This is a genomic window from Solibacillus sp. FSL W8-0372, assembly GCF_037969735.1.
Lineage (GTDB): Bacteria > Bacillota > Bacilli > Bacillales_A > Planococcaceae > Solibacillus > Solibacillus faecavium.
Map to the genome: position 1 here is coordinate 3,798,260 of NZ_CP150204.1, position 19,310 is coordinate 3,817,569.

13 protein-coding genes are annotated in these 19,310 nt (G+C 39.1%); 1 reads left to right on the top strand and 12 read right to left on the bottom strand.

Going from position 1 to position 19,310, the window contains the following annotated elements:
• Positions 1-2: 2 nt before the first annotated feature.
• The 3 genes from MKY13_RS19450 to MKY13_RS19460 form a co-directional block, all read right to left on the bottom strand.
• Entirely contained in the window at positions 3-764 is a 762-nt protein-coding gene (locus tag MKY13_RS19450; RefSeq protein ID WP_191701153.1) for an ABC transporter ATP-binding protein, read from the bottom strand.
• 96 nt (positions 765-860) lie between these two features.
• Positions 861-1,832, bottom strand: a complete 972-nt coding sequence (locus tag MKY13_RS19455) for a sensor histidine kinase (RefSeq protein WP_191701152.1) — start codon at positions 1,830-1,832, stop codon at positions 861-863.
• Complete coding sequence (locus tag MKY13_RS19460; RefSeq protein WP_191701151.1) at positions 1,829-2,509, bottom strand: response regulator transcription factor; 681 nt, start codon at positions 2,507-2,509, stop codon at positions 1,829-1,831. Before MKY13_RS19460 ends, MKY13_RS19455 begins: the two co-directional genes overlap by 4 nt.
• A 102-nt stretch (positions 2,510-2,611) precedes the next feature.
• Between MKY13_RS19460 and MKY13_RS19465 the strand changes: the two genes are divergently transcribed.
• Positions 2,612-3,499, top strand: coding sequence for a LysR family transcriptional regulator (locus MKY13_RS19465; RefSeq protein ID WP_191701150.1), 888 nt, complete (start codon positions 2,612-2,614; stop codon positions 3,497-3,499).
• Between the two features lie 141 nt (positions 3,500-3,640).
• Here MKY13_RS19465 and MKY13_RS19470 read toward each other — a convergent pair whose 3' ends face one another.
• From MKY13_RS19470 to MKY13_RS19510, 9 genes are all read right to left on the bottom strand, one after another.
• Positions 3,641-5,821 (bottom strand): malate synthase G, encoded by a 2,181-nt coding sequence (locus MKY13_RS19470; RefSeq protein ID WP_339214524.1) that lies wholly within the window; start codon positions 5,819-5,821, stop codon positions 3,641-3,643.
• 190 nt (positions 5,822-6,011) lie between these two features.
• Complete coding sequence (gene tuf, locus MKY13_RS19475; protein ID WP_191701148.1) at positions 6,012-7,199, bottom strand: elongation factor Tu; 1,188 nt, start codon at positions 7,197-7,199, stop codon at positions 6,012-6,014.
• Between the two features lie 136 nt (positions 7,200-7,335).
• Positions 7,336-9,414, bottom strand: a complete 2,079-nt coding sequence (gene fusA, locus MKY13_RS19480) for an elongation factor G (protein WP_191701147.1) — start codon at positions 9,412-9,414, stop codon at positions 7,336-7,338.
• Between the two features lie 82 nt (positions 9,415-9,496).
• Positions 9,497-9,967: a 30S ribosomal protein S7 gene (gene rpsG / locus MKY13_RS19485; RefSeq protein ID WP_191701146.1), complete on the bottom strand. Its 471-nt coding sequence runs from the start codon at positions 9,965-9,967 to the stop codon at positions 9,497-9,499.
• Between the two features lie 41 nt (positions 9,968-10,008).
• Positions 10,009-10,428: a 30S ribosomal protein S12 gene (rpsL, locus tag MKY13_RS19490; RefSeq protein WP_191701145.1), complete on the bottom strand. Its 420-nt coding sequence runs from the start codon at positions 10,426-10,428 to the stop codon at positions 10,009-10,011.
• Positions 10,429-10,528: 100 nt separating this feature from the next.
• The gene (locus MKY13_RS19495) at positions 10,529-10,780 is read right to left on the bottom strand and encodes a ribosomal L7Ae/L30e/S12e/Gadd45 family protein (protein WP_191701144.1); all 252 of its coding nucleotides are present in this window, start codon (positions 10,778-10,780) and stop codon (positions 10,529-10,531) included.
• Positions 10,781-10,960: 180 nt separating this feature from the next.
• The gene (gene rpoC, locus MKY13_RS19500) at positions 10,961-14,641 is read right to left on the bottom strand and encodes a DNA-directed RNA polymerase subunit beta' (protein ID WP_191701143.1); all 3,681 of its coding nucleotides are present in this window, start codon (positions 14,639-14,641) and stop codon (positions 10,961-10,963) included.
• Between the two features lie 147 nt (positions 14,642-14,788).
• Complete coding sequence (rpoB, locus tag MKY13_RS19505) at positions 14,789-18,346, bottom strand: DNA-directed RNA polymerase subunit beta (RefSeq protein ID WP_191701142.1); 3,558 nt, start codon at positions 18,344-18,346, stop codon at positions 14,789-14,791.
• A 253-nt stretch (positions 18,347-18,599) separates the two neighbouring features.
• Positions 18,600-19,202 carry a class I SAM-dependent methyltransferase gene (locus MKY13_RS19510; RefSeq protein ID WP_191701141.1) on the bottom strand — a complete coding sequence of 201 codons (603 nt, stop codon included), beginning with the start codon at positions 19,200-19,202 and terminating at the stop codon, positions 18,600-18,602.
• Between the last annotated feature and the right edge of the window lie 108 nt (positions 19,203-19,310).

Below are 19,310 nucleotides of genomic sequence, written 5' to 3' on the forward strand. Positions count from 1 at the left end.
GACTAAGCTTCACCTTGCTCACCGCCTAAAACACTTTGCGTATTTAAAATTTGTTGGAAAAATTCTGTGCGGGATTTATCGCCCTTGTACAACTCCGTATAAATTTGACCATCTTTTAAAAACAGTACACGTGAACAGAAACTTGCCGCGACTGCATCATGTGTAACCATCATAATCGTTGCATTTTTTGCTTCATTAATTTCCGATAAATTATCGAGTAGTGCAGTAGCTGTCTTTGAATCAAGTGCTCCTGTTGGCTCATCGGCAAATACTAACGAAGGATTAGATATTAGTGCACGTGCAGCAGATGTACGCTGTTTCTGACCACCTGAAATTTCATTCGGATACTTCGATAAAATATCCGAGATACCCAAAATGGATACGAGATCCTGCAACCGTTTTTCTGCAGCCGCTTTTGGAATAGAGCTAAGCGATAACGGTAATAGAATATTTTCCTTCACAGTCAATGTGTCGAGTAAGTTATAGTCTTGGAATATAAAACCGAGCTCGTCGCGTCGAAATTTTGCTAGTGTACGCTCTTTCATCCCTTGTAACTTTTGCCCGTTAATTTCCACAAATCCATCTGTTACTTGATCTATTGAACAAAGTACATTTAATAACGTTGTTTTCCCTGAACCTGAAGGACCCATAATCCCAACAAATTCACCTTTTTCTACTTCTAAATCAATCCCCTTTAATACTTCCTGTGCAAGCGAACGCTTACCGTATGTTTTTCGAACTTTACGTGCGATTAGAATACTCATTGTTCCCATCCTTTCTTGTTATGTTCATTTTACAAGTTCTGCCCTATTTAATCGTTTGATTTACATGACAAAAACGCTCGGTAAATGACAAGTTCGTCACATTCCAAGCGTTTTATGATAACTATTCGGTTTTGGGAAAGTAATTTTTACGGAAGTACCGATATTTTCGGTTGATTTAATTGTGAGAAGAACATGCAGTGATTCGGCTGCCTGCTTAGCTAAATACAACCCCATTCCCGTTGCTGCACTTGTTTCCCGACCAATAGTTCCGGTATAGGATTTACGAAAAACACGAGGTAAATCTTCACTTTTTATTCCGATTCCGTCATCTTGGATTTCCAATACAACTTGTTCATCTATCATACGTGCTAGTACCCTGATTTCTCCTCCGACGTCACTATACTTTACTGCATTGGATAAAATTTGCCGTACGATAAATCCAAGCCACTTTGCATCAGATTGAACTGTCATCTTTTCAATATCAAGCTCTATAGCTATTTGTTTTTCAAAGCACCAGCTGCGAAGTGCTTTTATTTCTTGTATAATAACACTTTTGACGTCAACTTTTTCGATTCGATTGTCGAGTTCGATTGTCATCAGACGGGTTGCGTGAAGCTGTTGATCTAATAATAAATAAAGACGTAGCCACTCATTTTCCATACGTTCCTTTAATTCATTATCCTCAATCTTTTCCATTAACAATTGCATAGCGGTTAAAGGGGATTTCATTTCATGCACCCATGCTAAAAACTCATCCTGTCGTTCAAGTACTAGCAGCTTTTGCTCTTGCACTTGAGCACTCCTTCTTGCTAGTTGTTCTTCATACTCTTCATGAATAACTGCCATGTAATTACCTTTGTGTTTTGCATAGGCCTTCATCATTTGTCTATCTTTCATAAAACGCCAGCTAAAATAACCAACAACGAGTGCAAACCATACAATGTTTACATAAAAAAAGGAAACACCTTCAAATCCTTTATCGACAAATATAATTAAATTTATAATAAGCTGAAGTACAGCAACAAACAGTATGGTCGAAAAATATTGTCTTATAAACAGTGAAATCATGCATCCACCGCCATGTAGCCTAGCCCTTTTTTAGTAATAATGCCCTCTAATATCCCAATATCCTCTAAACGTTGTCTTAATCGGTTTACATTTACAGTTAATGTATTATCATTTACGAATCGTTCATCATCCCATAATTTACGCATCAGCTCATCTCGGGAAACAATCTGTCCCCTAGCCTTTACCAACACCTTTAAAATAAACAATTCATTTTTCGTTAGCTCAACACGTTCACCCATAAAATGAACCATCGCCCGATCATAATGAATTTCCGCTCCATTCCATTTCTCAATATCACTCTGAATTGTTTCCTGGTAATTATAAGCCCGACGTAGTAATGCTTGTACTTTTGCAATTAAAACTTCTGTATGAAATGGCTTTTGAACAAAGTCATCTGCACCCATTTGCATAGCCATAACCATATCCATTGGATGGTCACGTGAAGAAAGAAATAAAATAGGCACATTTGATACTGCCCGAATTTCGCGACACCAATGAAAGCCATCAAATGCCGGAAGTTGAATATCAATAATAACGAGCTGTGGCCCCTCTTTTTTAAAAGTTACCATTATATGCTGAAAATCTTCCGGACCGATTACATCTATATTCCACTGGGCAAAACGCTCACAAATTACATCAAAAATTGAAACATCGTCTTCAATGAGTAGCACCTTCATCCATTTCACTCCTTTTACCTACTACCATTATACAAAAACTAATACGCCACTACTTCTAAACTTTGCTATAATCAATTCAATTACACCAGAAGAGGTGAAACTATGGATATACGCCAAATTGAATACTTTGTGGAAGTAGCAAAACATTTAAGTTTTACTAAAGCAGCTACTACATTGCATGTATCGCAGCCATCTATTAGTAAAGCAATTCAAAACTTTGAAGCTGAACTTGGTGTGCCGTTATTTTACCGTTCATCAAAACAGCTTGAACTAACGGATGCCGGTCAAGCGGTACTCATTAATTCAATGCAAGTACTCGAATCCTTTCAAAACTTGCGCTCAGAACTAACCGATTTAATGCAACTAAAAAAGGGGCAAATTCGGATCGGCATTCCACCAATTGTCGGCGCTGAATTTTTCTCCAGATTAATTAGCTATTACAAAGAGCTTTATCCATACATTGAAATTTTATTAACAGAAGTAGGTACAAAGCGGATCCGTCAGGAAATTGAATCAGGCGAGCTGGATATTGGTTTAGTATGTAGTGTGACATCGTCGAATGAAAATTTGGAGACAATCCGATTTTTAAAAGATCCACTACTTTTAATCGTACATGAAAGTAATCCACTTGCTCAAAAGCAAAAAGTACAATTAAAAGATTTAGCTGAAGAGAGTTTTATTATATATAGGAAAGATTTTATTTTATACGATCGAATTATTGAAGAGTGTTCAAAAAATGGTTTTTTCCCGATGATTGCCTGTGAAACGACCCAAAAAGATTTTTTTATAGAAATGGTTCAGGCAAAGCTTGGTATTGCTTTACTACCAGAAAAGTTAGCTGAGAAGATTCCGTACAAATCCATCAAGCGTATTCCTTTTCAAGAAGAAGCGATTCATCTAGAACTCGGTATAACATGGAAGAAAAATAAATACTTACCTTTTTCAGTACGTGAATTTATCAAACTCGCACATGAATATGTTTTACAATAAAATGGTTGCCTAGAAATATTCATTCTCTAGGCAACCGTTTTATATAGACATTTCTAGATGCTGCTCCTTAACCATAAAAATGACCATGAACTATAAAAAAATACTGCTATCTCGCTAAAGATAGCAGTAACTCAGAAAATATTATGCGTTTACTTTTTGTTTTGCTTTTGCTTCAATTCGTTTTTTGTGCAAAATCGGCTCAGTATAACCGTTTGGCTGTTCGTAACCTTTAAACACTAAATCACTTGCTGCTTGGAAAGCTACAGACTCCTCATAGTTTGCTGACATTGACGTACATGATGGATCATCTGCATTTTGCTCATCTACCACTTTTGCCATGCGTTTTAAAGTTTCTTCCACTTGTTCTTTTGTGCAAATGCCGTGGTGTAACCAGTTTGCAATATGCTGACTTGAAATACGTAAAGTTGCACGGTCTTCCATTAAGCCAATATTATTAATATCCGGCACTTTTGAGCAACCAACACCATTTTCTACCCAACGTACCACATATCCTAATATTCCTTGAGCATTGTTATCTAGCTCTTGCTGAATTTCTTCCGCTGTCCAGTCCGTATTTGCAGCAACCGGAATTTCTAAAATAGCATCTTGTAATTCTTCTGAAGTTGAAATACCTTTTTGAACATCCTTTACACTTACTTCATGATAATGTGTTGCATGTAAGGTAGCTGCTGTAGGAGATGGTACCCAGGCTGTATTCGCACCTGCTTTTGGATGATTAATCTTTTGCTCAATCATTTCCGCCATTAGATCCGGCATTGCCCACATTCCTTTACCTATTTGCGCACGGCCTTGTAATCCTGTATTTAAACCAACGACAACATTTGATTTTTCATAAGAAGTTAACCAAGTAGATGTTTTCATTTCACCTTTGCGGATCATTGGCCCCGCTTCCATCGATGTATGAATTTCATCGCCCGTACGATCTAAGAAGCCTGTGTTAATGAATACAATACGATTTTTCACTTCACGAATACATGCTTTTAAGTTAAGCGACGTACGACGTTCTTCATCCATTACACCAATTTTTAAAGTATAGCGCGACAACCCGATTAAATCCTCTATCCGATCAAATAATTTATTAGCGAAAGCAACTTCCTTAGACCCATGCATTTTTGGTTTTACAATATAAATAGAGCCTTTTTGTGAGTTTTTATATTGACCATTTCCTATTACTTCATGCTTAGCAATTAAGCTCGTCAAAACCCCATCCATAATTCCCTCAGGTACTTCGCCACCATCTTTATCGAGAATAGCCGGATTCGTCATTAAGTGGCCCACGTTCCGAATAAACATTAATGAACGTCCATTTAAAGTAACTGTATCACCATTTAAACCTGTATATTCACGGTCTGGATTTAAAGTACGAGTCACTGTCTTTGTACCTTTTTCAAATGTTGCCGATAAATCACCTTTCATTAAACCTAACCAATTTGAATATACTTCAACTTTATCTTCTGCATCTACTGCTGCAACAGAATCCTCACAGTCCATAATCGTTGTAATAGCAGACTCTAGGAAAATATCCTTTACACCAGCGGCATCATCTTTTCCTATTGGATGGTTACGGTCGATTTGAATTTCTATGTGTAAATCATTATTCTTAAGTAAAATTGCAGTTGGTTCTTCAGCTGTACCTTGGTAGCCAACTAATTTTTCCTGATTTGCTAATGTTGTTTTTTCGCCGTTATTTAATGTTACTTGTAATGTGCCTTCTACAATTGCATAATGAGTTGCTTCTTTATGTGAAGCACCATCTAATAACGGAACAGCCTGATTTAAGAAATTTTTTGCATACTCAATTACTTTGTTCCCACGAATCGGGTTATAGCCTTTCCCTGCAGTTGCACCATCTTCATCACTGATAACATTAGTCCCATATAATGCATCATAAAAACTTCCCCAACGTGCATTCGCTGCATTAATGGCATAACGTGCATTACTTACCGGTACTACTAATTGTGGACCCGCTTGGAAAGCAATTTCTTCATCTACATTTTCTGTCTCTACACGGAAATCCTCAACCTTTGGCTCAACATAACCGATTTGCTCTAAGAAAGCTTTGTAACTGTCAAATTCAAAATTCCCCTTGTTTTCTTTATGCCACTGATTAATTTTATCCTGCAATTGATCACGGTGTGCAAGTAACGCTTTATTTTCTGGTGCCAGCTCGTGAATTAATTGATCGAAACCGGCCCAAAATACTTGTTGCTCGACGCCACTGTCTGGTAGCACCTGTTCATTAATAAACTGAAGCAATACATCTGCTACTTGTAAATTCCCCACCTGTACATAATTTGTCATAAATATATCCCCCTTCATATTTAAAAATAAATAAGAATCCCCTGTTCTTGTTTTCATTATAATAGAAAGAGGGGGTATAAATAAAATACATAATTCGAATAAACATTATGCTTTTAAGTTATAAGGTAAATAAAAAAACACCTTGCAAGCGTCCCTGCAAGGTGTTTAAACAATTAGCCATTAGCTAAAATTATTTTTGGATAGAAGCTACTACGCCAGCGCCTACAGTACGGCCACCCTCACGGATAGAGAACTTAGTACCTTCTTCTAAAGCGATTGGAGCGATTAACTCTACAGTCATTTCGATGTTATCGCCAGGCATAACCATTTCTACGCCTTCAGGTAACATACAAATACCAGTTACGTCAGTTGTACGGAAGTAGAACTGAGGACGGTAGTTAGAGAAGAATGGAGTATGACGTCCACCCTCTTCTTTTGATAAAACATAAACTTCAGCTTTGAAGTTTGTGTGTGGAGTAATTGAACCTGGTTTAGCTAATACTTGACCACGTTGGATATCTTCACGAGCAATACCACGTAATAAAGCACCGATGTTGTCACCAGCTTCAGCATAATCTAATAATTTACGGAACATTTCTACACCAGTTACAGTTGTAGTTTTAGCTTCTTCATCGATACCGATAACTTCTACAACGTCACCAACTTTAACTTGTCCACGCTCAACACGACCAGTTGCAACTGTACCACGACCAGTAATAGAGAATACGTCCTCTACTGGCATCATGAATGGTTTGTCAGTTTGACGTTCTGGAGTTGGGATGTACTCATCAACAGCGTTCATTAATTCAACGATTTTTTCTTCCCACTCTGGCTCTCCTTCAAGAGCTTTAAGAGCAGAACCTTTGATTACTGGAAGATCGTCGCCTGGGAAGTCGTACTCAGATAATAAGTCACGGATTTCCATTTCAACTAATTCTAATAATTCTTCGTCGTCTACCATATCACATTTGTTCATGAATACTACTAAGTAAGGAACACCTACTTGTTTAGAAAGTAAGATGTGCTCACGAGTTTGTGGCATTGGACCATCAGCAGCAGATACTACTAAGATACCGCCGTCCATTTGTGCAGCACCAGTGATCATGTTTTTAACATAGTCAGCGTGTCCTGGGCAGTCAACGTGTGCATAGTGACGAGTTTCTGTTTCATACTCAACGTGTGAAGTATTGATTGTGATACCGCGCTCTTTTTCTTCTGGAGCGTTATCGATGTCAGCGTAAGATTTAGCTACTCCACCCATTTTTTTAGAAAGAACTGTTGCGATAGCAGCAGTTAATGTAGTTTTACCATGGTCAACGTGTCCGATAGTACCAACGTTAGCATGCGTTTTTGAACGGTCAAATTTTTCTTTAGCCATTAGAAAATGCCTCCTCAGAGATATGTTTTATTTTTTAAAATTTATTCTAAGATTGCTGACTATCAACGGGCCCCATCTCTAGTCAGTCAATCATAGCTTACAAATTATTTATACTTGATGCAAGGTGAAATTTCAATTATTCACCTTTATTTTTTTTAACGATTTCTTCTGCAATTGATTTTGGTACTTCTTCATAGTGATCGAACACCATTGAGAATACACCGCGACCTTGAGTTGCAGAACGTAAAGTTGTAGCATATCCGAACATTTCAGATAGTGGTACCATAGCACGTACTACTTGAGAGTTACCACGAGCTTCCATACCCTCAACGCGTCCGCGACGAGCAGTAATGTTACCCATAATATCACCAAGGTACTCTTCTGGAATTACAACTTCTACTTTCATCATTGGCTCAAGGATAACTGGGTTACATTTTTTAGCTGCTTCTTTTAGTGCCATAGATGCAGCAATTTTGAACGCCATTTCACTTGAGTCAACATCATGGTAAGAACCGAATACTAATTTCGCTTTAATGTCGATTAATGGGTAACCAGCAACTACACCGCGGTCAAGAGAGTCACGTAGACCCGCTTCTACTGCAGGGATGTATTCACGAGGTACAACACCACCAACGATAGCGTTTTCGAATTCGAAACCTTTACCCTCTTCATTTGGAGAGAACTCGATCGTTACGTCACCGTATTGACCGCGACCACCAGATTGACGAGAGAATTTACCTTGAACTTTAGCTTCGCTACGGAATGTCTCACGGTAAGATACCATTGGAGCACCCACGTTAGCTTCAACTTTAAATTCACGTTTCATACGGTCAACTAAGATATCAAGGTGAAGCTCACCCATACCAGAGATGATTGTTTGACCTGTTTCAGTGTCAGTATGAGCACGGAAAGTTGGATCTTCTTCTTGTAATTTTTGTAAAGCTTGACCCATTTTATCTTGGTCAGCTTTAGATTTTGGTTCTACAGAAAGAGAGATAACTGGTTCTGGGAAATCCATTGATTCTAAGATAACAAGATTTTTCTCGTCACATAGAGTATCACCTGTTGTAGTATCTTTAAGACCTACAGCCGCAGCGATATCACCAGCAAATACTTTTCCAATCTCTTCACGAGAGTTAGCGTGCATTTGTAGGATACGTCCTACACGTTCACGTTTACCTTTAGAAGAGTTTTGTACGTAAGAACCTGCATCCAATGTACCTGAGTACACACGGAAGAATGTTAACTTACCTACGAATGGGTCTGTCATTACTTTGAATGCAAGAGCTGAGAATGGCTCTTCATCAGAAGAATGGCGGATGATTTCTTCTTCGCCGTCAACATCAGTACCTTTAATAGCAGGAACATCAGTTGGAGCTGGTAAGTAATCAACAGCAGCATCTAACATTTTACGAACACCTTTGTGTTTGAATGCTGTACCACAAAGTACAGGGTAGAATTCTACCGCGATTGTAGCTTTACGGATAGCCGCTTTTAATTCTTCATTAGAAATTTCTTCGCCTTCTAAGTATTTTTCCATAAGCTCTTCATCAACACTTGCAACAGCGTCGATTAACTTCTCACGGTACTCTTCGGCTTGTGCTTTATGAGATTCTGGAATCTCTCCAACAGTTACTGCAGTACCCTCTTCGTTACCGTAGAACGTAGCGTTCATTTCGATTAAGTCGATGATAGCTGAGAACTCGTCTTCAGCACCGATTGGTAATTGGATTGGGTGAGCGTTCGCTTGTAAACGATCGTGTAAAGTTCCTACAGAATATAAGAAGTCTGCACCCATTTTGTCCATTTTGTTGATGAATACGATACGAGGAACCCCGTACGTAGTAGCTTGACGCCATACTGTTTCAGTTTGAGGCTCAACACCTGATTGAGCATCTAATACTGTTACAGCACCATCTAGTACACGTAAAGAACGTTCTACTTCTACAGTGAAGTCTACGTGTCCAGGAGTATCGATGATGTTGATGCGGTGACCGTTCCATTGAGCTGTTGTTGCAGCAGAAGTGATCGTGATACCACGCTCTTGTTCTTGCTCCATCCAGTCCATTTGAGATCCGCCGTCATGAGTTTCACCGATTTTATGAATCTTACCAGTGTAATAAAGGATACGCTCAGTTGTTGTTGTTTTACCAGCATCAATGTGAGCCATGATCCCAATATTACGTGTATTCTCTAGAGAGAATTCGCGTTTCATAGGAAATTTCTCCTTCCATATTGGGTTAGCTGTATAAGTGGGTAAAAAACCTAAGCTCTAGCAAGCTAGAGCATAGATCAAATTACCAACGGTAGTGAGCGAATGCTTTGTTCGCTTCTGCCATTTTGTGCATATCTTCACGTTTCTTAACTGAAGCACCTGTGTTGTTAGATGCATCTAAGATTTCGTTAGCTAAACGCTCTTCCATCGTTTTTTCTCCACGAAGACGAGCGTAGTTTACTAAATAACGTAAACCTAAAGTTGTACGACGTTCTGGACGAACTTCTACTGGTACTTGGTAGTTAGAACCACCAACACGACGAGCACGTACTTCAAGTACAGGCATTACGTTGTTTAAAGCAGCTTCAAATACTTCTAAAGCATTTTGACCCGAACGCTCTTGAACTAATTCAAAAGCTCCGTATAAAATCTTTTGAGAAGTACCTCTTTTACCATCAATCATCATTTTGTTGATTAAACGAGTTACTAGTTTTGAATTATAAATTGGATCTGGTAACACGTCACGTTTGGAAACAGGACCTTTACGAGGCATGTGTTTTCCTCCTTTCAAATCGTTGTCTATTTAAACTTAAATTATTTTTTTTCTTTTGGACGTTTAGTACCGTATTTAGAACGAGATTGTAAACGACCGTTAACACCAGCTGTATCAAGTGCACCACGAACGATGTGGTAACGTACTCCAGCTAAGTCTTTTACGCGTCCGCCACGGATAAGAACTACACTGTGTTCTTGTAAGTTGTGACCTTCACCTGGGATATACGCAGTAACCTCAAGTTGGTTAGTTAAGCGTACACGAGCATATTTACGTAAAGCCGAGTTCGGTTTACGTGGTGTCATTGTACCAACACGAGTACAAACTCCGCGTTTTTGAGGAGACTTAACGTCAGTTAAAGATTTTTTAAATGAGTTATATCCTTTGTTTAACGCTGGAGATTTTGATTTCGTGTTTTTAGATTGACGAGGCTTACGTACTAATTGGTTAATTGTAGGCATCGATTTGTCCTCCCTTCATTTTTTCCTTGTTTCAATACCACACATCCAGGTGGTTCATTTTTTGGGTAAAAACAAAGTCTTTGTGTATTTTACACAAAAACTACATCGCAGTAATCGCAACAACTGCAGCTCCAACATGAATGCCGCAAGCTTTACCAAGTTCTTTTCTAGAATCGACATAATAAACTGGTACACCGATTTCTTTCGCGAGAAGAATGGCCGGATCGGTAACCCACTTGTCTGCATCGATTGCGACAAAAAGAGCTGATACTTGTCCAGCATACATTGCTTTCACTGCTTGCTTTATACCTATGATTGTTTTACTGGCCTGTTTTACTTGATCGTAAGACATTTACATATCCTCCTAAGTACAGACAGTTAACTATCAACCTTCAATATATTATCATTCCAAAGTTATACTGTCAACCAATTTCTTATGAAAGAATATTGATTATTGTTAATTCCGGCATATTTATTAGAAAAACCCCGGCAGAGAATGACCTCTACCGGAATTTCTATTGTTGATAGACTGTTATTCAGCTGTTACAACTTCAGCAGAACCTTCTTGATCCATGCGAATTTGACGGTAACGTTGCATACCAGTACCAGCCGGAACTAGTTTACCGATAATTACGTTTTCCTTCAGACCTAGAAGTTCATCACGTTTACCTTTAATTGCAGCATCCGTTAACACACGAGTTGTTTCTTGGAATGATGCAGCAGATAAGAATGATTCTGTTTCAAGAGAAGCTTTTGTAATACCTAAAATGACTGGACGGCAAGTTGCTGGTGTTTTTCCGTTAAGAACGGCATCAACATTCGCCTCAGAGAATTGGTGAATATCAAGCAGTGAACCTGGTAATAACTCTGTGTCACCTGCTTCAATTACACGCACTTTACGAAGCATTTGGCGAACCATTACCTCGATGTGCTTGTCACCGATTTCTACCCCTTGCATACGGTATACTTTTTGTACTTCTTTTAATAGATATTCTTGAACTGTCGATACGTCTTTAACTTTTAGTAATTGTTTAGGATCGATCGAACCTTCTGATAAAGTTTGACCCGCAATAATTGTATCGCCTTCAGCTACCTTTAGGCGTGCATTATAAGGTGCTTGGTATTTACGTGTTTCCACGTCACCTTGGATCGTAATTTCTTTTAGACCTTCACGGATTTCTTCGATTTCGATAACTGTACCAGTAATTTCAGAAATCACTGCTTGCCCTTTCGGATTACGAGCTTCGAAAATCTCTTGGATACGTGGAAGACCTTGTGTAATATCGTTACCTGCTACCCCACCTGTATGGAATGTACGCATTGTTAACTGTGTACCTGGTTCACCGATAGATTGAGCTGCGATAATACCTACCGCTTCACCAACTTCTACCTCTTCACCAGTAGCTAAGTTCATACCGTAACATTTTTTACATACGCCATGTTTTGTATTACATGTGAATGCTGAACGGATTGTAACTTCTTCGATATTTGCATCTTCAATTGCACGAGCAACATCTTGTGTTACTAAACCATCACGTTCTACGATAACCGCTCCTGTTTCTGGATGGCGAACTGTTTTCTTCACGTAACGACCAACAATACGTTCGTCTAACGCTTCAATCATTTCATTGCCTTCCATTAATGAACCGATTAATAAGCCGCGATCAGTACCACAGTCGTCTTCACGAACGATAACATCTTGTGCTACGTCTACTAAACGACGAGTTAAGTAACCTGAATCGGCAGTTTTTAGTGCTGTATCGGCAAGACCTTTACGCGCACCATGTGTAGAGATGAAGTATTCCAATACTGTTAAACCTTCGCGGAATGAAGACTTGATTGGTAACTCGATAATTCGACCAGCCGGGTTGGCCATCAGACCACGCATACCTGCTAACTGAGTAAAGTTAGATGCGTTACCACGGGCACCAGAGTCGGACATCATGAAGATTGGGTTTGTTTTTTGTAAAGATTTCATCAGCTTACCTTGAATTTCATCTTTGGCAGCTGTCCATACGTTAATAACACGGTTATAACGCTCTTCCTCTGTGATTAAACCACGGCGGAATTGGATCATTACTTTATCTACTTTACTTTGTGCTTCCTCTAAAATACCGCCTTTATCTGGTAATACAACGATATCAGATACACCTACAGTAATACCTGCACGAGTAGAATATTTGAAACCTAAGTTTTTCATGCGGTCAAGCATCTTAGAAGTTTCTGTAATGTGGAATTCTTTAAATACTTCAGCAATGACATTACCTAAGAATTTTTTACGGAATGGATCTACTACAGGCATATTTGTGAAATGCTTCGCTAAAATAGCGCGGCGTTGTGCTTCGATTTTTTCTGCTTCAGATAAATCAGCATAGCCTTCTGTTGCTTCGATCTCTTTCAGTAACTCTTCGTCAATTGTTAAGTTTACGAAGTATTTCTCAGGTGTTTTTTGCTCTAAGTTAACTGATGTCGGCTCATTAATATAAGGGAATGAGCTTGGTAAAATTTCATTGAAGATTACTTTACCTACAGTAGTTAATAAGAACATTTTATTTTGTTCTTCTGTAAATGTTGGGTTATTTAATGAGCTCGCTTTAATCGCAATACGAGAGTGTAAATGTACGTGACCATTTTGGTAGGCAATTAACACTTCGTTTGAATCATAAAATACAGAGCCTTCACCACGAGCACCTTCACGCTCAAGTGTTAAGTAATAGTTACCTAATACCATATCTTGAGATGGTGTTACTACTGGTTTCCCGTCTTTCGGGTTAAGGATGTTTTGAGCTGCTAACATAAGTAAACGAGCTTCTGCTTGTGCTTCAGCTGATAGTGGAACGTGCACGGCCATTTGGTCACCATCGAAGTCAGCGTTGTAAGCTGTACATACTAATGGGTGAAGACGGATTGCACGACCTTCTACTAATGTTGGTTCGAATGCTTGGATACCAAGACGGTGAAGCGTCGGTGCACGGTTAAGTAATACCGGATGCTCACGGATAACATCTTCTAAAACGTCCCAAACTTCATTGTGTAAACGCTCAATTTTACGTTTTGCTGATTTAATGTTGTGAGCTAAACCACGCTCAACTAGTTCTTTCATTACGAAAGGCTTGAATAATTCAATTGCCATTTCTTTTGGAAGACCACATTGATACATTTTTAGATTTGGACCTACTACGATAACCGAACGACCAGAATAGTCTACACGTTTACCAAGTAAGTTTTGACGGAAACGACCTTGTTTACCTTTCAGCATGTGTGAAAGTGATTTTAAAGGACGGTTACCAGGACCTGTTACTGGACGACCACGACGACCATTATCGATTAATGCGTCAACCGCTTCTTGTAACATACGTTTTTCGTTTTGAACGATAATGCTTGGTGCACCAAGGTCAAGTAAACGTTTTAAACGGTTGTTACGGTTAATAACACGACGGTAAAGATCATTTAAGTCAGAAGTGGCAAAACGACCACCATCTAATTGCACCATTGGACGAAGCTCTGGTGGAATTACTGGTAGTACATCTAAAATCATCCACTCCGGTTTATTGCCAGAGTTACGGAATGACTCTACTACTTCAAGACGTTTAATCGCACGTGTACGGCGTTGGCCTTGTGCAGATTTTAGCTCTTCTTTTAAAACTTGTGTTTCATCTTCTAAATCAATTTTCTCTAAAAGACGTTTAATAGCTTCAGCACCCATTGCCGCTTCGAACTCGTTACCATACTTTTCACGGTATGCGCGATATTCTTTTTCGGAAAGTAAGTCTTTGTATCCTAGAGACGTTTGACCTGTCTCGATTACTACATAAGAAGCGAAGTAAATTACTTCTTCCAATGCACGTGGAGACATATCTAAAATAAGACCCATTCGGCTTGGAATACCTTTGAAGTACCAAATATGTGATACTGGTGCAGCCAGCTCAATGTGACCTTGACGCTCACGACGAACTTTTGCACGTGTAACTTCTACTCCACAACGGTCACAAACGACACCTTTGTATCGTACACGCTTATATTTACCACAGTGACATTCCCAGTCTTTTGTTGGTCCAAAAATACGTTCGCAGAATAGACCATCTTTTTCTGGTTTTAATGTACGGTAGTTAATTGTTTCTGGTTTTTTAACCTCTCCATATGACCAAGAACGGATCTTGTCAGGTGAAGCTAAACCAATTTTCATATATTCAAATTCATTAACATCGATCAAGGAGCCTACCTCCCTTTAGTTATAAGTCGTAAATGACTTTTAATGTAGCTCTACACTTACAAAATTTCATATTAGGCCATAATGAAACTTGCATCTAAAACATAAGAAAAATCGGGCAGGGCATATACCTGCCCGATTCAATTGAAGTTATTCAAATGATTCTACTGGGTCTTCTTCTTTATCATCAGATGGGCGTCCAGCTTCTGAAGCTGGTGGAGCTACTTCTTCCTCATCGTCAAGGTCGCGTAATTCTACTTCCTCGTCATTGATTGTAAGCATCTTCACATCCATACCTAATGATTGAAGTTCTTTAATTAATACTTTGAATGATTCTGGTACACCTGGTTCTGGAACACTTTCACCTTTTACAATAGCTTCGTATGTTTTCACACGACCTACAACGTCATCTGATTTTACAGTTAAAATCTCTTGTAACGTGTAAGCAGCACCGTATGCTTCAAGTGCCCAAACCTCCATCTCACCGAAGCGCTGACCACCGAATTGTGCTTTACCACCAAGCGGCTGTTGCGTTACTAATGAGTAAGGTCCAGTTGAACGTGCGTGAAGTTTATCGTCAACCATGTGCGCTAGTTTAATCATATACATGACACCAACAGAAACACGGTTATCGAATGGCTCACCTGAACGTCCATCATAAAGAATTGTTTTACCATCACGGTTCATACCAGCTTCTTCCATCGTTTCCCAAACATCAGCTTCGTTGGCACCATCAAATACTGGTGAAGCCATATGAATGCCTAAGTAACGTGAAGCCATACCTAAATGCAGCTCCAGTACTTGTCCGATGTTCATACGTGAAGGTACCCCTAGTGGGTTAAGCATGATATCTACTGGTGTTCCGTCTGGCATAAACGGCATATCCTCTTCCGGTAAAATACGTGAAATTACACCTTTGTTACCGTGACGTCCGGCCATCTTGTCACCAACGCGAATTTTACGTTTTTGAACAATATAAGCACGAACTAATTGGTTTACACCTGGTGGTAATTCGTCACCGTCTTCACGGTTGAATACTTTAACATCTAAAATGATACCGCCAGCCCCGTGTGGTACACGTAGAGACGTATCGCGTACTTCACGTGCCTTTTCACCAAAGATAGCATGTAATAAACGCTCTTCCGCAGTTAACTCTGTAACCCCTTTAGGCGTAACTTTACCTACTAAAATATCACCGTCACGTACTTCCGCACCGATACGGATAATTCCGCGATCATCTAGGTTTCGAAGTGCATCTTCCCCTACGTTTGGAATGTCACGTGTGATTTCTTCAGGTCCAAGCTTAGTATCACGAGATTCCGACTCATATTCTTCAATATGAACAGAAGTATATACATCGTCTTTTACAAGGCGTTCGCTCATAATTACAGCATCCTCGTAGTTGAAGCCGTCCCATGTCATAAACGCAACAAGTACGTTTTGACCAAGTGCTAATTCGCCTTTTTCCATTGAAGGACCATCAGCTAAAATATCACGAGGTTTTACACGGTCGCCAACTTTTACGATTGGGCGTTGGTTATAAGATGTACCTTGGTTAGAACGAATGAATTTTTGTAATTTATATTTAGTTAAGTCACCCTTAACTTCTTTACCATCTACTAACTCAATACGACGTACATGGATTGAACGTGCTTCTACATGTTCTACAATACCGTCATATTTTGCTACAACAGCAGCACCTGAATCACGCGCGTCAACATGCTCCATACCCGTACCAACGAATGGTGCATTTGGATATAATAACGGAACAGCTTGACGTTGCATGTTCGCTCCCATTAACGCACGGTTTGAGTCGTCGTTTTCTAAGAACGGAATACATGCAGTGGCAGCAGATACTACTTGTTTTGGTGATACATCCATATAGTCGATGCGGTCTCTTGTAAATACTGTGTTATCGCCACGGAAACGTCCTACAACCTCTTCGTTAGCGAATGTACCATCATCATTTAAAATAGAGTTTGCTTGTGCAACTACATAGTTATCTTCTTCATCAGCCGTTAAATAATGGATTTCTTTCGTAACAGCACCTGTTTCCGGATCAACACGGCGGTAAGGTGTCTCGATGAATCCAAATTTGTTAACTTTTGCGAATGAAGATAAAGAGTTGATAAGACCGATGTTTGGTCCCTCTGGCGTTTCGATTGGACACATACGCCCATAGTGAGAGTAGTGAACGTCACGCACTTCCATACCTGCACGCTCACGTGTTAAACCACCCGGTCCTAATGCAGATAGACGACGTTTGTGCGTCAACTCTGCTAACGGGTTTGTTTGGTCCATGAACTGAGATAATTGAGAGCTACCAAAGAACTCTTTAATTGATGCAATAACCGGACGAATATTGATTAACTGTTGTGGTACGATTGCCGCTGTATCATTAATTGACATACGCTCACGTACAACACGTTCCATACGAGATAAACCGATACGGAATTGGTTTTGTAATAACTCACCAACAGAACGTAAACGACGGTTACCTAAATGGTCAATATCATCTGTGTTACCAACGTCATATAATAAATTGAAGAAGTACGATACAGAAGCCAATACATCGGCCGGTGTAATGTTTTTCACTTCTTCATCTACATAAGCGTTTGAAATAACATTAATTTCTTTTTGTGCTTCATCATTTGGTGCAAAGATTTTAACCGACTGGATTGTAATGTCATCTTCCAATACGCCACCAACTTGGTTTAATGTACGGAATCCTACACCACTTTCTAAATAAGGGATTAACTTATCAAGATTACGGCGGTCTAATAATGTACCTGCTTCAACAATAATTTCCCCTGTATCAGGATCTACTAATGTTTCTGCAATCGTTTGGTTGAATAAACGATTTTTGATGTGAAGCTTTTTGTTCATTTTGTAACGACCAACATTCGCTAAATCATAGCGTTTTGCATCAAAGAAGCGAGAATATAATAGATTCTTCGCAGATTCAACTGTCGGTGGTTCACCTGGACGTAAACGTTCATAGATTTCAAGAAGAGCCTTTTCAGTACCTTCTGTGTTATCCTTTTCTAACGTGTTACGTAAATACTCATTGTCACCAATGATATCTAAAATTTCTTGGTCCGAGCCGAAACCTAATGCACGTAAAAGTACCGTTACCGGTAACTTACGTGTACGATCGATACGTACATAGACAACGTCTTTTGCATCTGTTTCGTATTCTAGCCATGCACCACGGTTAGGAATAACTGTAGCACCAAAGCCTTTTTTACCGTTTTTATCCGTTTTTTCGTGGAAGTATACACTTGGAGAACGAACTAACTGAGACACGATAACACGCTCAGCACCATTAATGATAAATGTGCCTGTTTCTGTCATTAACGGGAAATCACCCATAAAGACATCTTGCTCTTTAACTTCGTTTGTTTCTTTGTTGTGCAAACGCACTTTCACACGCAGTGGCGCAGCATAAGTAACGTCACGTTCTTTACATTCGTCCACTTCATACTTAGGTTCACCTAAAGTATAATCAACGAATTCTAATGAAAGATTACCTGTAAAATCCTCGATTGGAGAAATGTCGTGGAACATCTCGCGCAACCCTTCTTCAAGGAACCACTCATAAGATGCTGTTTGGATTTCGATTAAATTCGGAAGTTCCAGCACCTCACTAATACGCGCAAAGCTTCTACGCTGGCGGTGTTGTCCGTACTGAACTAGTTGACCTGTCAACTCATTCACCCCTCAATAAAGCGATAATAGGTCTTTGCAAAAACATACAAATGGTGTATGATTTCGAAAGACAAAAAGAAAACGAGACTTTTTTAAAACCTCATTTTCGGTTAAACTTAACTTATTCTTAGCAAGTATACCCGTAAATTTGAATAAATAATGCAAAAGGGCATACTACCTCAAAATAATAATTTTGCATTTTATTATGTTATCACACTCAATTTGTCAAGTCAATATTTGATATAGATCTTACTTATTTTTTTGCACGAATGATCCAATATCCTTTTTTCTTCTCAACAACATCTACTTCTGAAAACATTTCTTCTAAATGACTCATTGTCGATGGAGCACCTTGCTTCTTCTGAATAACAATCCATAGTTCACCATTTTCCACAAGCAGCTCATATGCGCGGTCGTAAAACTTAAAAACCGTTTCTTTTCCTGCACGGATTGGTGGATTCGTTAATACTGCCGCTACTTTTGATTTAGTATCTACAGCATCCAATCCATCACTTTCAAAAATACGTACATTTTGAACCCCGTTAAGTTGGGCGTTTTTTTGAGACAAACTAACTGCACGTGAGTTAATATCCATCATGAACACTTCACGGTCAGGGTTGTTTTTTGCAATCGACAATCCGATTGGTCCATAGCCACAGCCTACATCAAGTAAAACACCTTCAACTTCAGGCATTTCAAAAGCATCGATAAGCACACGGGAACCAAAATCTACTTCGCTTTTACTGAATACACCCGTATCCGTTTCGAACGTAAACGTATTACCTAATAAAGTAAATTTCCATTGGCGTGGTTTACTTTCAGATTGAGGCTTATTTGAATAATAATGTTCAGACATCGATATGCCTCCTTAGAAAAACACATTTGCACCAACATGCGAAATGCTGTCTTTTTTCTTTATGTGGATTTCTTTTAAAAATTATACATTCTCATCCACTAAAAGTTA